Genomic DNA, 14,029 nt, shown 5'->3' with positions numbered 1-14,029 from the left:
GGAAGGGCGTGTCAGTGAATTCGCCGGTACGGCCCGAAGGCATGAGCTGTGCAATCTCGATGAACACAGTCTAGATTGAACCGATTGCAGAGAGAATCCACGTAGACCGGCAGACATTCTTCCGCGAGTCGATTCAATTGCGCTTCGTAGTCCGCTGGGGTTGCGTGAAGTGGCGGCGCAGGCGCGGCGCCGCGAAATCGACGAATTCTCGCACCTTGGGAACCGCGAGACGCCCTTGCGGCGTCAACAGGTGGACTGGTAGCGGGGCGGGTTCGTTGTCGCTCAGGACGATCTCGAGCGATCCTTCCTTGACCTGCTCGGCGACGTGATAGGAAAACATGCGGGTGACGCCATGTCCCGCGACGGCCGAAGCCACGGCCGCCTGAATACTGTTGACGATAAAGCGCGGAGTGAACTGCACGACACGTGGAATCGTCGAGCCATTCGGCGGCGGAAAGCTCCATGAATCCAGGCCGAAGTGGGTCATGGAGATGATTTGATGCCGGGCAAGATCGGCGGGTTCGACGATCGGCGGGTGCTTGGCCAGGTAGCGAGGCGACGCCGTGACGACCCGCCGCGTTTCGCCCACCGGGATCGCCACGAGCGTCGAATCGGGCAGGTGAGCGATGCGCAGCGCCACGTCCATTCCTTCGTCGATCAGGCTCACTGGGCGGTCGAGCATATCCAGCCGGACCGAGACGGCCGGATAGCGATCGATGAAATCGTCGATGATCGCCCGCAGCATGTCCTGACCGGCCGCCACCGGTGCGGTGATCGTGAGCAGCCCGCGCGGTGCGGAGCGCTCGCCGGCGATCAGCAGATCGGCTTCTTCCAGGTCGGTGAGAATGCGGCGGCAAGCGGCGGCGTATCGTTCGCCGGCTTCGCTCAGTCTGATCGTCCGCGTCGTGCGATGCAGCAGAGCCGTTCCGACATGTTCTTCGAGGAACGCGATAGCCCGGCTCACCGCCGCAGGTGAGCGGCCGAGTCGACGGCTCGCGCCGACCAGGCTCCCTTCGTCGAGCGTGGCGACGAACACCTTCATTGCGTCGATGCGGTCCATGTTGCCTGATCCGGGCGTGATTGAGAGCGGGATTCGGCAGAGTTTACAGCGTGGACACGGGCAGCGGCGAGAACGGTTTGAAGCCGGCGCAGGTGATGCGGCTCGCGCCGGCCTTCAGTGGGTCTGTGGGTATCGGATTATGCTTGTGTGCGTGTGCCAATGCGCGTGCTCATGCGCCGGCGGACGCCTCCAGTTCCGCGAGCCGCTTGCGCAGCAGACGATCCTCCTGAAAGCGGCTGGTTTCGTCACGGATCACCGCGACAATGCCGGTGAGCTCGTGTTGCGGCGAATGCAGCAACGCGACCGTAAAGGCAATCGACATGGACCGCCCGTCCTTGTGCACCGCGGGCACACGCAGCACGTCGTTGCCATAGCGGGTTTCGCCCGTTGCCATGGTCTTGTGATAGCCGTCCCAATGACGGCCGCGCAACCGTTCCGGAATGATCAGGTCGAGCGACTTGCCGAGCGCTTCGCCTGGCGCAAACCCGAACATGCGTTCGGCCGCGGGGTTCCAGAATGTGATGCTGCCTTGAGCATCCGAAATAACGATCGCGTCGCCGATTGCGTTGGCAAGTTGCTCGAAGTCGATGGCATGTTGCATGACGCCCCCCCGATTGTGAAAACACGGATGCCTGAATGGGATACGGCGTCGCCAGCGACGCCGTATCCGCAAGCCCGAGCCGATGGCCGGGCTAGCGTAGCACCATCAAACCGCTTTGACTTCGCGCAGGTTGAAGATTTGCTGCTGGCTGTAGCCGAGGCTCGCCAACACTTCCTCGGTGTGTTCGCCGAGCAGCGGCGACGCGGTGACTTCCGGCTTCAGATCCGAAAACTTGATCGGGCTGCCGACAGTCAGATACGTGCCGCGTTTCTTGTGCGGCACTTCGACGATCGTGCCGCTCGCGCGCAACGACGGGTCGTTGGCCAGTTCCTTCATGGTCAGCACTGGCGCGCACGGAATGTCGAACTTGCGCAAGATGTCGACCGCCTCGAATTTGGTTTTGTCGGCGAGCCAGGCTTCGATGGTCTGGAAGATATCGAAGATATGCGGTTGACGTGCTTCCGCGGTCTTGTAGGCCGGGTCATCGATCCACTCGGGCTTGCCGAGCGCCTTGCAGATCGGCTCCCACGCGTGGCCCTGAATCGTGAAGTAGATGTACGCATTCGGATCCGTTTCCCAGCCTTTGCACTTGAGCACCCAACCCGGCTGGCCGCCGCCGCCCGCATTGCCGCCGCGCGGCACCACGTCGCTGAATTCGCCGTGCGGATATTGCGGGTACTCCTCGAGATAGCCGACGCGCTCCAGCCGCTGCTGGTCGCGCAGCTTCACGCGGCACAGATTCAGCACGCTATCCTGCATCGACACGGCGACCTTCTGGCCTTTGCCCGTTTTGTCGCGGCCGAGAAGTGCGGTCAGAATGCCAATGGCCAGATGCATGCCGGTATTGCTGTCACCGAGCGCGGCCGCGCTGATGGTCGGCGGACCGTCCCAGAAGCCGGTGGTGGAGGCCGCGCCGCCCGCGCATTGCGCCACGTTCTCGTAGACTTTCAGGTCGTCGTAGTGGTGACCGTCGCTGAAGCCCTTCACCGAGGCGACGATCATCTTCGGATTGAGTTCGTTCAGGCGTTCCCACGAAAAGCCCATCCGGTCCAGCGCGCCCGGGCCGAAGTTCTCCACCAGCACGTCGGACTCGCGGATCAACTTTTCGAGGACTTCCTTGCCTTCGGGCTTCTTTGTGTCCAACGTCAGCGACTTCTTGTTGCTGTTGAGCATCGTGAAGTACAACGCGTCGGCGTCGGGAATGTCGCGCAACTGATTGCGCGTCACGTCGCCCGAACCCGGCCGTTCCACCTTGATGACGTCCGCGCCGAACCAGGCGAGCAACTGGGTGCAGGCGGGACCGGCTTGAACATGGGTGAAGTCGATGATCCTGATGCCTTCGAGAGGTTTGGTCATGTTGAAATCTCCGTGGTTGCCCAGATTACTTTTTCATTGCCGCGCTTTGCGGATTCAGATTGGTCAGTCGACCGCTTTCGGTGCCGGCCGCTTCGTCGATGACGGCGTTGATCAGGCTCGGTTTGCCTGAGGCGATCGATTCGAGCAGTGCCTTCGTCAGTTCTTCCGGTGTGGTGGCGTGATAGCCGATGCCGCCGAATGCCTCGATCATCTTGTCGTAGCGCGCGTTCTTCACGAACACGGTCGGCGCGACATCCTTGCCGCCGGTCGGGTTCACGTCCGTGCCGCGATACACGCCGTTGTTGTTGAATACGATCGTGCAGACCGGCAACTCGTAACGGCAGATGGTTTCGAGCTCCATGCCGCTGAAGCCGAATGCGCTGTCGCCTTCGATCGCGACGACGGGTTTACCGCTCGTGACCGCCGCGCCGATCGCGAAGCCCATGCCGATACCCATGATTCCCCACGTGCCCGAATCGAAGCGTTTGCGCGGTTCATACATGTCGATGATGCTGCGCGCGTAGTCGAGCGTGTTCGCGCCTTCATTCACGACGTTGATGTCAGGGCGTGTTTTCAGCACATCGCGGATCGCGCGCAACGCGCTGTGGAAATTCATCGGCGACGGGTTCTTGTCGAGCGTCGCGGCCATCTTGGCGAGATTCTTGTTCTTGCGCTCCGCGATTGCACCGGTCCACTCCGTGGCCGGCTTCGTGAAACCCGCAGCGATACCGGCGCGCAGCGCCGCCACGCACGAACCGATATCGCCGATCACCGGCGCGGCAATCGCCACGTTGCTGTCGATTTCGGTCGGCGAGATATCCACCTGAACGAACTTCTTCGGTGCCGCGCCCCACGTTTTTCCCTTGCCATGCGACAGCAGCCAGTTCAGACGCGCGCCGATCAACACGACGACGTCGGCTTCCTGCAGCACGAACGATCGCGCCGCCGAGGCGGACTGCTCGTGCGTGTCCGGCAACAGGCCTTTGGCCATCGACATCGGCAGATACGGAATGCCGCTTTCTTCCACGAACGCGCGAATCTCCGCGTCAGCCTGGGCGTATGCGGCGCCCTTGCCGAGCAGAATCAGCGGCCGTTTGGCGCTCTTGAGGACATCGATTGCGCGCTTGACCGACTCCGGTGCCGGCAACTGGCGCGGCGCCGCGTCGACCACTCGTACCAGCGACTGCTGCGCCTTCACGGCATCCAGTGTTTGTGCGAGCAACTTGGCGGGCAAGTCCAGATACACACCGCCGGGTCGTCCTGACACGGCGGCTCGAATCGCCCGCGCTACGCCGATGCCGATATCCTCCGCGTGCAGCACGCGATAAGCGGCCTTCGCATAAGGCTTGGCCGCGTTCAACTGATCCATTTCTTCGTAATCGCCTTGCTGCAAGTCGACAATTTCGCGTTCACTGGAGCCGCTGATCAGGATCATCGGGAAGCAGTTGGTGGTCGCGTTGGCAAGCGCGGTCAGGCCGTTCAGAAAGCCCGGCGCCGAGACCGTCAGGCAAATCCCCGGCTTCTGCGTCATATAGCCGGAAATAGCCGCCGCGTTGCCCGCGTGCTGTTCATGGCGAAAGCCGATGAAACGCATTCCTTCCGCTTGTGCTAGCCGCGCCAGGTCGGTGATCGGAATGCCGACCAGGCCGAAGATCGTGTCGATGTCGTTCAGTTTCAGCGCATCGATGACGAGATGGAATCCGTCGGTCGTTTCGGTCGCCTGTTGTTTCAACGTTTCGTCTGTTGTGGGCTGGTCGGCTTCTGCCATGACATCTCTCCTTGTTGGCGGGGCGTTGTGGGGTGTGTCGCGAGCTGGATGCTCACGGTGTCGGTTATTCGGGGGAGCCGCCGGACGACGGCTGCAGCCGCGCTTCGGCGATGACCACGCCGGCTCGCGCACCCGAGTTTTCGATCCAGCGCTTTCTCATGGGGGCGAGGACGAACTTGGCGGACACGGCTGCCGCGATCGACACCACGGCAGCTGAGATGAACACCGTGCTCCACCCGCCGTTCGCCGACAACACCGAGGCAATCGGCACCAGCATCGAAGCGGTGCCTTTCGCGGTATAAAGCGTCCCGGCGTTGGCGGCGGCGTATTTGCTGCCGAACGTGTCGGCGCAGGTGGCGGGGAAGATCGAGAAGATCTCGCCCCAGCACAGGAACACGGCGGCTGCGAAGAACATGAATGCGTAGGGGTTATGGCCGAACTGCATCAATCCCAGCAACGCGACCCCTTCGCCGAGAAAGATCATGAACATCGTGTTCTCGCGGCCTATGCGGTCAGACAGAAAGCCGCACAGGGGACGGGTGAAGCCGTTGCAGAGGTTGTCGATCGAGAGCGTCATGGTGAGCAGCGGCAGCGTGATGCCCATGAGACTCACCGGCAGCTTGGCAAAGCCGAATTCTTTCGCAATCGGCCCGAGCTGCGCGGTCGCGATGATGCCGCCAGCGGCGACGAACACGAACATCAGATACAGCACCCAGAAGAGCGGCGAGCGGATCATTTCGCCAGGTGTGTAGTCGATCTTGCTTGCCACCACGCGCCTGGCGACGACCGCGGTCGCGGGCGGCTTCGGCCGAATCAGCATGGTGGCGAGCAACAGGATGCAAACACCCTGGAAAATGCCGAAGAACATGAACGTGTGCTCGTAGCCCGAACGCTGGATCATGTCGGCGATTGGAATCACGGTGACTGCCGCGCCTGCGCCGAAACCCGCCGCGGTCAAGCCTGCCGCGAGACCGCGTTTGTCCGGAAACCATTTGAGCGCCGTGCCGACGCACGTGCCGTACACGCAGCCCGCGCCGATGCCGGCAATGACCGCTGCAACGTACAGCGCGGTCAGACTGCTGGCATGTGCGTCGATGATCCAGCCGAGCGCCGCGCATACCGAACCGCCGATCACAACCGGGCGCGGCCCGAACTTGTCGACGAGCCAGCCTTCGACTGGCACGAGCCAGGTTTCGGTAACGATGAAGATCGTGAACGCGCTCTGGATCGCCGCTTGTCCCCAATGGTGGGCGTTGTCCATCGGCACGACGAACAGCGTCCACGCATACTGCAGATTCGCGACGAGCCCCATGCAGACAATGCCGATGGCGAGTTGCACCCAGCGGTGATGTGTGAACGCGGTACGGCCTCTGTCCGATACGTCGGAATGTCCCATGTCTCCGTCTCCTGTCTCTTCCGTCGCGCTCGAGCGGCACGCTGGACTTACATGATCGAATCGCTTCGCCGCCGGTTGGTTGTCAGGCAGTGAAGCGCCAATGGTCGGCCAGAAGGAACTGCACCAATGAAAACCCTAACCGTAGGTGCAGCACGTCTGAGAAGATGCTGCGCGAGAACAGGAATAAGGGAAAGTTAAAACATTTTATGGTTTGCATTAGGTATTCGTAATGGATGGGGCGCAGCCCTTATCCATAGGGCGATCTGGGGTGGGAATCCCTCTGCGGACGGACGGATTTCGATCGCTTTTTGCGGGTTGGGGTAAACCAAAATATAAACAATAGGTTATTGTTTTTCGAAATAACTTTAACTGTTGTTTATTCGTGCGTGCTTCTACTCTTCGTCCTGCTACCTGCCTGAAGGAGAAGACCGTGAATCCCGCCCAATCTAACGCTGGCGACAGCGCGCATGAAGCTGAAATCCAGGCGCAACTATGCGCTTACAACGCCGCCTTCGACGAACTCGGCCTGCGCTTCCGCTGGGATGCGCATACGCTCGCGTCGCTGGCTATGATCGACGGCGAACAGGCGCAGATCGCCGCGTATATCGAAGCGCACCATGGGCACTTGCTGAACGCCTATAGCGCCGAGTTTCTGAGTCAGGCCATTCTCGGAAAAAAACGCGCGCGCTATCCAGCGCCTTTGCCACGACGTATGGAGGACGCGCCGCGTTCGACGCAGGTGACACGTCCGCATGAGGTAAGCGGCCGACGCGACAGCGTTTCGTTCGAGATAGATCTGCCTGCGCTGGCGGGGGTATAGGCGCGGAGTGCGGCATGCACGCGTTCGTTGCCGGGACGCGGGCAGCGAGGGACGGTCGGACGTGCTGTCCGGACGCCTATTGCGTGCGGATTCCCGACCCTGTCGCGCGTTAGTCGTGCGCGTGCCGTGCGGCGTCTTCGATGACTGCCGCCACTTCCTTCGGACGCGACTCATACACTGAATGGCTCGCGCCGGGAATGACCGTCGTGTGGCTATGCGCTCGCGCGTAGTACCAGCGCTCGAGATCGGGATTGATGATCTTGTCGTCGGCGGCCACGATGCCCCAACTCGGCTTGGTCGTCCAGGCGGCGGCCGTCAGCGGGGTCGAGAACACCTTCGCCGCAGTCAGGATCTGAGCATTCGATTCGAATGTTGCTGTCTTGAGCGGCAGGTCGGCGGCGAAGTCCTTCGGAAAATCCGCGGGGTTCAAGTACGTGTAGCCATCGTCGGTTTTCCTGATCGCGCCGGCCTGTTGCGACGTGTAACTGGGCATGCCTTTGCCGAGCGCCGCTTCGTCTTCGCCAATGTTCGGCGCATGCGCGGCGACATAGACCAGTCCGACGACATTCGGATGAACGCCCGCCTCCGTAATGACAGAGCCGCCATAGCTGTGAGCCACGAGGATGGTCGGGCCGTTCTGCAAATCGAGAACGCGCTTCGTCGCGGCTACGTCGTCTTCAAGTGACGTCAGCGGTTCCTGCACCAGGCTGACGTGGTAGCCGTCTTTGGTCAGAATGTCGTACACCGGTTTCCAGCCGGATCCGTCCACCCACGCTCCGTGCACCAGAACGATATTCTTGATTGCAGCGGTTTTGGGCGGGGCGCTTTGTGCCATTGCGCCGCTCGACGCGAGAAGACCGGCTGACAATGACAAGGTTGAGGCTAAGAGAGGCATCAATCTCACGAGAGACTCCGTTTTCGACTAAAGCGAGTGAGTGGTGGTGAAAATCAAATGGCGAAGATCACATCAGGATCAAGTCAGGCCCCGTGCGCGCAGTGACGGCACGAGACCCGAAAGAGACCTGAGACTGCACCATTCAGCTGCCGAAGTACGGCGTACAGAAGCTGGCCGGACCGACGCAGTTGGTATGCGTCGCGGCGTACGAGCGCGAACCCGAGGACGAACTGCCGCTGTGCGCCAAACCGCCATAACCCTGCGTCGCCTGTTGCTGGCTGGTTTGCGCCACGACCTTCGCTTCTGCGGCCTGGATATCGGCCGGATAGGTAGCGTCATCACGTTCGGCCGGGTTGTAGCCTGCCTTTTCAATCTTCACGAGATCGCTGCGAACTTCGGCGCGTGTCACCGGCGCGTTTGATTGCGCGAGGGCGAGCATCGGTGCGGACAGGGCGCTTGCGGCGAGGGCGAGACAAACAAGAGCTTTCTTCATGATTTGATACTCCTAAATAAATGCGATGTTTAATTGGCGAGAATTTTGCGAGAATACTTGGGGCTGCATGTCGAACTATCATCGGAGAGAGGCGCTCCGGGCTCGCTTTCCGTGAACGTCTGGACACCATATTGCGACTTTGAAGGTGACGTGACGCCCACCGCTTGATTACAAGATTGACAGAAAGCGCCGAGGCCTTGTCCGGCTGGGGTTTTTGATCTCTGCGGCAGTCGAAGGAAACGCCGTTATGATGGTGGCTGCACCATCAAGCGCCTTCCATTGTTCGTCCCGTCCGCATTCCATTTATGCCAGCCACTGTGGTCGCGTCTGAAGAATCCAACCCGAACGGGCTGCATGACCTTGGCGTCAGAAAATATGGATTTCTGCTGCTAGACAATTTCTCCCTGATCGCGCTCGGCGCCGCAGTCGATCCTTTGCGAATCGCGAACATGATCGTTGGGCGCAGAGTCTACGACTATCAGTTGATCGGAACGGGCGGGGACTATGCGCAGTCCAGCGACGGCATCAAGGTCCTGCCCGATGCAACGATCGCCGACTCGGGGTCGTTCGACGCCGTGTTCGTGGTCGGCCCCAATCCGATTCCACGCAAAGGCATTGGCGCGGTGCTCGACTGGCTCCGTCTGCACGCACGCAGCGGCACGGCGTTAGGCGGTCTCGACACGGGCAGCTACTTTCTCGCCCGTGCGGGTTTGCTGAATGGCTACCGCTGCACGATTCACTGGGAAGATCAGGATGTATTGCTAGGGCAATTCCCGAAACTGATCGTCTCCAACCGTCTCTACGAGGTGGATCGTGACCGCTATACCTGCAGCGGCGGCGTCGCGCCACTGGACCTGATGGTGCATCTGCTCGGCATGCCGCCCGGCAGCCGGTCACTTGCTGCGCGTGTGCTCGAATTGCTGGTTGCCGAACGGCGCAGTCACGAGCAGCGGCAACGTACGTCGTTGCGGCAATACATGGGCGCCGAACATGTCAAGCTCGACGAGGCGCTGCAAATCATGGAGAGCAACGTGGAAGAGCCACTCTCCGTGGCGGAAGTCGCTTCTTATCTGGGCGTCTCGCAACGCCAGCTCGAACGCTGGTTCAGTGAGCGGCTCGGCAAGACACCGGCTCAGGCGTATCTGGAGATTCGGCTGCTGCGTGCCCGGCAGTTGCTCTATCGCACCGGCAAGCCGCTCGAAGAAGTGTGCGCGCGCACTGGCTTCGCTTCCATGACGCACTTCGCGACGCGCTACAAGGCGCAGTTCCAGATTTCGCCGATGGCGGACCGCCGGCGCTACCAGAGCGCACTCTAAAGCTGTAAAGCCCCCCGCCGTGGTAAACCCTCGATGTCGAAATCAATAAATGTAGTGTCGCTTTAGAAAACTTTCGAAACCACCGAACTCCTACCATTCGCTCACACCTACTGGCGTTTTCACCAAGGAGCGAGCGCATGAAACTGGAAAATCTGATTCGAATCGAGAATGGCGAAAAGGTAAAGCACACCTTCTCGGATGCGGAATATGCGAACCGCCAAGGCAAGCTGCGCGCGTTGATGGCCAACGAGAATATCGACGCCGTGCTATTCACGTCGTATCACAACATCAACTACTACGCGGACTTCCTGTATTGCTCGTTCGGCCGTAAGTACGGGCTCGTCGTGACGCCGGGGAAAGTGGTCTCCATCTCGGCGAATATCGACGGTGGCCAGCCATGGCGTCGAACGGTCGGCGACTACAACGTGGTCTATACAGACTGGCAGCGCGACAACTTCTTTCGCGGCGTGCAGCAGGAAATCGCTAACAGGGGGCGCGTGGGCATCGAGTTCGATCACGTGCCGGTGGAGGTGCTGGAAAAACTCAAAGCGGCGCTTCCGTCCGTGGAGTTCGTGGATATCAGCGCGCAGACCATGCGCATGCGCATGATCAAGTCGGCCGAAGAAATCGAAATCATCAAGCACGGTGCCAACGTTTGCGACGTGGGCGGCGCGGCCCTCGCGGCGGCCGTACACGAAGGCGTGCCCGAACATGAAGTCGCGTTGGCCTCGACTCAGGCGATGGTGCGTGAAATCGCCAAACGTTTCCCCGATTCCGAACTGATGGATACGTGGACATGGTTCCAGTCCGGAATCAACACGGACGGTGCCCACAATCCGGTCACTACGCGCAAAGTGCAGAAGGGCGACATTCTCAGCCTGAACTGCTTCTCGATGATTGCCGGGTACTACACGGCGCTCGAGCGCACCATGTTCTTCGATCACTGTTCCGATGCGCATTTGCGGTTGTGGAAGGTCAACGTCGAAGTGCATGAAGCGGGTCTGAAGCTGCTCAAACCCGGTGCCCGTTGCAGCGATATCGCTCACGAACTGAACAAGATTTACGCGGAGTACAACCTGCTGCAATACCGCACCTTTGGCTACGGCCATTCGTTCGGTGTGCTTTCGCACTACTACGGCCGCGAAGCGGGGCTCGAACTGCGTGAAGACATCGACACCGTACTCGAACCGAACATGGTCGTTTCAATGGAGCCGATGATCATGGTGCCGCAAGGCTTGCCCGGTGCGGGCGGTTACCGCGAGCACGACATCCTGGTGGTGGGCGAAAAAGAAGCGACCAACATCACCGGTTTCAAGTACGGCCCAGACCACAACATCATCAAAGCTCGCTAGGGGCTGAACCGGATCAGTCGCGACCTGGTCCTGCGGCTGGGGCCGCAGGCGTAAACATGATGTTGCAGGAGACGTTTCGATGTTTTCAAAAGAACAGACCATCGCCGGATTCGATCCGGAGTTGTCCGACGCAATGCGCCTCGAGCGCAAGCGTCAGGAAGCGCATATCGAGCTGATTGCGTCGGAAAACTACGCGAGCCCGCGTGTGCTGGAAGCGCAGGGTTCGGTGCTGACGAACAAGTATGCGGAGGGCTATCCGGGCAAGCGGTATTACGGCGGCTGCGAACACGTGGATGTAGTTGAGTCGCTGGCTATCGAGCGTGCCAAGCTTCTCTTCGGCGCGGATTATGCAAACGTACAGCCACATAGCGGCTCACAGGCGAACGCGGCGGTGTATCTGGCACTCCTCGCACCCGGCGACACGGTTCTCGGCATGAGTCTCGCGCATGGCGGCCACCTCACACACGGCGCGAAGGTGTCCTTCTCGGGCAAGCTCTACAACGCCGTGCAATACGGCGTGAATCCGCAAACCGGTCTGATCGACTACGACGAGATTGAACGTCTGGCCGTCGCACATCAGCCGAAAATGATCGTGGCCGGCTTCTCTGCTTACTCGCGTGTACTGGACTTTGCGCGTTTCCGGCAGATTGCGGGTCGCGTGGGCGCTTATCTTTTTGTCGATATGGCGCATGTGGCGGGACTGGTTGCCGCAGGCCTTTATCCGAACCCGCTGCCGTTTGCGGACGTGGTCACGACGACCACGCACAAGACACTGCGCGGGCCACGTGGCGGCCTGATTCTCACGAAGGCGAACGAGGCGATCGAGAAAAAGCTGAACTCGATGGTGTTTCCCGGCACGCAGGGTGGCCCATTGATGCACGTAATTGCGGCCAAGGCGGTGGCGTTCAAGGAAGCGTCGGGCCCAGAATTCAGGGTCTATCAACAGGCAACGCTGGCGAATGCACGTGCGATGGTGACCGTATTCAACGAGCGCGGCTACGACGTCGTGTCCGGCGGGACCGACGATCATCTGTTCCTGGTGAGCCTGATCGCAAACGGCATCACCGGCAAAGACGCGGACGCCGCGCTTGGGCGCGCGCATATCACGGTCAACAAGAATGCGGTGCCGAACGATCCGCAGTCGCCCTTCGTGACAAGCGGCATCCGCATCGGCACACCCGCGATCACGACGCGCGGATTCGGAGAGGCGGAAGCGGCACTGACCGCGACGCTGATCTGCGACCTGCTCGACAACCTTAATGACGCAGAAACCGAAAACCGTGTGCGCGAACAGGTGTCGCAATTGTGCGCACGCTTTCCCGTGTATGCGGGTTTCTGAGCTTAAGCCGTGAACGGCAGCACTTTTGAATTTGCTCCTGCCCGGATTCAATGACGCCAACCCTACCAACCGATGCGGGCGCTCGGCGTCAAGCTGACCGGCGCCACAGCGCACTTCGCTGCCGATGATTGGCGCAAGCGGCCTACGCGTGTGTCGAGCAAACGAGACCCGCAGAGACCGTCGCAAGAGTCGTCAACATAACCAGGCAGTTTCATGCTTTCACGTTTGGAGATCGTAGATGAGTACCAGAAAGGCGGTTTCAGGTCATTCAGCAGGTGCCGGCGTGATGGCGCCGGGTGGCGTCGCTCCATTGCAAGGATCGGGCGCCGCGCAGGGGCGTAACCATGCCGACGGACGTCTGCTTAAACGCGCGGCGACGGCGAGCTTTATCGGCAACTTTGTCGAGTGGTTCGATTACGCGTCGTACGGCTATCTTGCGACGATCATTGCGGTCGTCTTTTTCCCGAAGACGGATTCGGCGACAGGACTGCTTGCCGCGTACGGCGTGTTCGCGATTTCATTTATCGTCAGGCCGATTGGCGGCATAGTCTGGGGCCATTTCGGCGACAAGATCGGGCGTAGAACGGCACTTTCGCTTTCTATCCTGATCATGTCCTGCTCGACATTCGTCATCGCGTTTCTGCCTACGTATGCGCAAGTCGGCGTGCTCGCGCCGGTCCTGCTTTTGCTGGTTCGCGTGGTGCAGGGCTTTTCGGCTTCCGGAGAATATGCCGGCGCGTCCGCCTTCCTCGCCGAGTACGCGCCCGAGGGCAAACGCGGCGTCTATACGAGCATCGTGCCGGCGAGCACCGCGGCGGGACTGCTGTTCGGTTCGGTGTTCGTGGCGGTGTTGCACGGCGTGCTGACGACAGAACAACTGCACTCATTCGGCTGGCGTTTGCCGTTCCTCCTTGCCGCGCCATTCGGACTGATTGGGCGATATATTCGCGTGCGTCTCGAAGACACGCCAAAGTTCAAGGCCATGGAAGCGTCGCATCACGTTCCGCGCGCACCGGTAAAAGAGTTGATGAGCGTACATCGCGGCAAGATGCTGGTCGCTTTCGGCGTGACCTGCCTGAATGCGGTGGCGTTTTATCTGGTGCTCAGCTATATGCCGACGTATCTGTCGACGGAAATGGGCGTGGGCGAAACGGAGTCGTTCATCGCCGCAACGATTTCGCTTGCCGCATACATCGGGCTCATCTTCCTGATGGGGGCGCTATCCGATCGCGTCGGCCGCAAGACTATGTTGATTGGCGCGTCGATTCTGTTCGCGGTGCTGACCGTGCCGCTTTTCAAGAGCCTGGTTGGCGCGAACTTCGTGACGATTGTGATGATTCAGATTGCCTTCGGCGCGTTGCTAACGATGAACGACGGTACGCTGCCGTGCTTTCTGTCCGAGATCTTTCCGACGCGCGTGCGCTACAGCGGCTTTGCGTTCTGCTTCAATGCGGCGAATGCGCTATTCGGCGGCACGGCGCCGCTGGTCGCCACGTGGTTGATCGGCGTGACGGGCAACAAGCTCGCGCCGGCGTGGTATCTGGTTGGCGCGGCAGGCGTTGCACTGGTGGCCATGCTCGCGAGTAAGGAGACGTCGCGCAGTCCGCTGGCAGATGATTGAGTAGCGGTAGCG

Annotated in this window: 12 protein-coding genes; 5 read left to right on the top strand and 7 right to left on the bottom strand. The window is 60.6% G+C overall.

The genetic code is table 11. The annotated features are described in order from the left end of the window. Nucleotides 1-133 precede the first annotated feature (133 nt). The 5 genes from P0D68_RS29210 to oxlT all read right to left on the bottom strand — a co-directional run bounded on the left by P0D68_RS29210 (nt 134) and on the right by oxlT (nt 6,181). Nucleotides 134-1,060 (bottom strand): LysR family transcriptional regulator, encoded by a 927-nt coding sequence (locus tag P0D68_RS29210; protein WP_408301550.1) that lies wholly within the window; start codon nt 1,058-1,060, stop codon nt 134-136. 169 nt (nt 1,061-1,229) lie between these two features. Continuing rightward, the gene (locus tag P0D68_RS29205) at nt 1,230-1,661 is read right to left on the bottom strand and encodes a PAS domain-containing protein (RefSeq protein WP_091804612.1); all 432 of its coding nucleotides are present in this window, start codon (nt 1,659-1,661) and stop codon (nt 1,230-1,232) included. 105 nt (nt 1,662-1,766) lie between these two features. Then, entirely contained in the window at nt 1,767-3,017 is a 1,251-nt protein-coding gene (gene frc, locus P0D68_RS29200) for a formyl-CoA transferase (protein WP_091804609.1), read from the bottom strand. A gap of 25 nt (nt 3,018-3,042) precedes the next feature. Then, nucleotides 3,043-4,785, bottom strand: coding sequence for an oxalyl-CoA decarboxylase (gene oxc, locus P0D68_RS29195; protein WP_408301549.1), 1,743 nt, complete (start codon nt 4,783-4,785; stop codon nt 3,043-3,045). 64 nt (nt 4,786-4,849) lie between these two features. Further along, nucleotides 4,850-6,181 carry an oxalate/formate MFS antiporter gene (gene oxlT, locus P0D68_RS29190; protein ID WP_408183740.1) on the bottom strand — a complete coding sequence of 444 codons (1,332 nt, stop codon included), beginning with the start codon at nt 6,179-6,181 and terminating at the stop codon, nt 4,850-4,852. Nucleotides 6,182-6,611: 430 nt separating this feature from the next. Between oxlT and P0D68_RS29185 the strand changes: the two genes are divergently transcribed. Next, nucleotides 6,612-7,001, top strand: a complete 390-nt coding sequence (locus tag P0D68_RS29185) for a hypothetical protein (RefSeq protein ID WP_408301548.1) — start codon at nt 6,612-6,614, stop codon at nt 6,999-7,001. Between the two features lie 109 nt (nt 7,002-7,110). Here the strand turns inward: P0D68_RS29185 and P0D68_RS29180 are convergent, their stop codons facing one another. Both P0D68_RS29180 and P0D68_RS29175 read right to left on the bottom strand, forming a co-directional pair. After that, nucleotides 7,111-7,896 carry an alpha/beta hydrolase gene (locus tag P0D68_RS29180; protein WP_408301546.1) on the bottom strand — a complete coding sequence of 262 codons (786 nt, stop codon included), beginning with the start codon at nt 7,894-7,896 and terminating at the stop codon, nt 7,111-7,113. A 142-nt stretch (nt 7,897-8,038) separates the two neighbouring features. Continuing rightward, entirely contained in the window at nt 8,039-8,389 is a 351-nt protein-coding gene (locus P0D68_RS29175; protein ID WP_091804595.1) for a DUF4148 domain-containing protein, read from the bottom strand. 305 nt (nt 8,390-8,694) lie between these two features. Between P0D68_RS29175 and P0D68_RS29170 the strand changes: the two genes are divergently transcribed. The 4 genes from P0D68_RS29170 (at nt 8,695) to P0D68_RS29155 (ending at nt 14,017) form a co-directional block, all read left to right on the top strand. Further along, a complete protein-coding gene (locus P0D68_RS29170; RefSeq protein ID WP_408301544.1) occupies nt 8,695-9,705 on the top strand; it encodes a GlxA family transcriptional regulator in 1,011 nt (336 codons plus the stop codon). 137 nt (nt 9,706-9,842) lie between these two features. After that, nucleotides 9,843-11,057, top strand: a complete 1,215-nt coding sequence (locus P0D68_RS29165) for a M24 family metallopeptidase (protein WP_408301542.1) — start codon at nt 9,843-9,845, stop codon at nt 11,055-11,057. 79 nt (nt 11,058-11,136) lie between these two features. Continuing rightward, nucleotides 11,137-12,396, top strand: coding sequence for a serine hydroxymethyltransferase (gene glyA, locus P0D68_RS29160; protein ID WP_408301540.1), 1,260 nt, complete (start codon nt 11,137-11,139; stop codon nt 12,394-12,396). Nucleotides 12,397-12,634: 238 nt separating this feature from the next. Further along, on the top strand, nt 12,635-14,017 hold the full coding sequence (locus P0D68_RS29155) for an MFS transporter (RefSeq protein ID WP_408301538.1): 1,383 nt from the start codon (nt 12,635-12,637) through the stop codon (nt 14,015-14,017). The last annotated feature ends 12 nt before the right edge of the window (nt 14,018-14,029 follow it).

The sequence above is a fragment of the Paraburkholderia sp. RL17-380-BIE-A genome (assembly GCF_046028085.1).
Classification (GTDB): Bacteria; Pseudomonadota; Gammaproteobacteria; order Burkholderiales; family Burkholderiaceae; genus Paraburkholderia.
The sequence above is the reverse complement of the archived record's forward strand: the minus strand, read 5'-3'. Positions and strand labels throughout refer to the sequence as shown.

What these genes read in the sequence shown, in the direction of transcription:
- P0D68_RS29210 (WP_408301550.1), bottom strand. Translation starts at nt 1,060, where the DNA reads ATGGACCGCATCGACGCAATGAAGGTGTTCGTCGCCACGCTCGACGAA.
- P0D68_RS29205 (WP_091804612.1), bottom strand. Translation starts at nt 1,661, where the DNA reads ATGCAACATGCCATCGACTTCGAGCAACTTGCCAACGCAATCGGCGAC.
- frc (WP_091804609.1), bottom strand. Translation starts at nt 3,017, where the DNA reads ATGACCAAACCTCTCGAAGGCATCAGGATCATCGACTTCACCCATGTT.
- oxc (WP_408301549.1), bottom strand. Translation starts at nt 4,785, where the DNA reads ATGGCAGAAGCCGACCAGCCCACAACAGACGAAACGTTGAAACAACAG.
- oxlT (WP_408183740.1), bottom strand. Translation starts at nt 6,181, where the DNA reads ATGGGACATTCCGACGTATCGGACAGAGGCCGTACCGCGTTCACACAT.
- P0D68_RS29180 (WP_408301546.1), bottom strand. Translation starts at nt 7,896, where the DNA reads ATGCCTCTCTTAGCCTCAACCTTGTCATTGTCAGCCGGTCTTCTCGCG.
- P0D68_RS29175 (WP_091804595.1), bottom strand. Translation starts at nt 8,389, where the DNA reads ATGAAGAAAGCTCTTGTTTGTCTCGCCCTCGCCGCAAGCGCCCTGTCC.
- P0D68_RS29170 (WP_408301544.1), top strand. Translation starts at nt 8,695, where the DNA reads ATGCCAGCCACTGTGGTCGCGTCTGAAGAATCCAACCCGAACGGGCTG.
- P0D68_RS29165 (WP_408301542.1), top strand. Translation starts at nt 9,843, where the DNA reads ATGAAACTGGAAAATCTGATTCGAATCGAGAATGGCGAAAAGGTAAAG.
- glyA (WP_408301540.1), top strand. Translation starts at nt 11,137, where the DNA reads ATGTTTTCAAAAGAACAGACCATCGCCGGATTCGATCCGGAGTTGTCC.
- P0D68_RS29155 (WP_408301538.1), top strand. Translation starts at nt 12,635, where the DNA reads ATGAGTACCAGAAAGGCGGTTTCAGGTCATTCAGCAGGTGCCGGCGTG.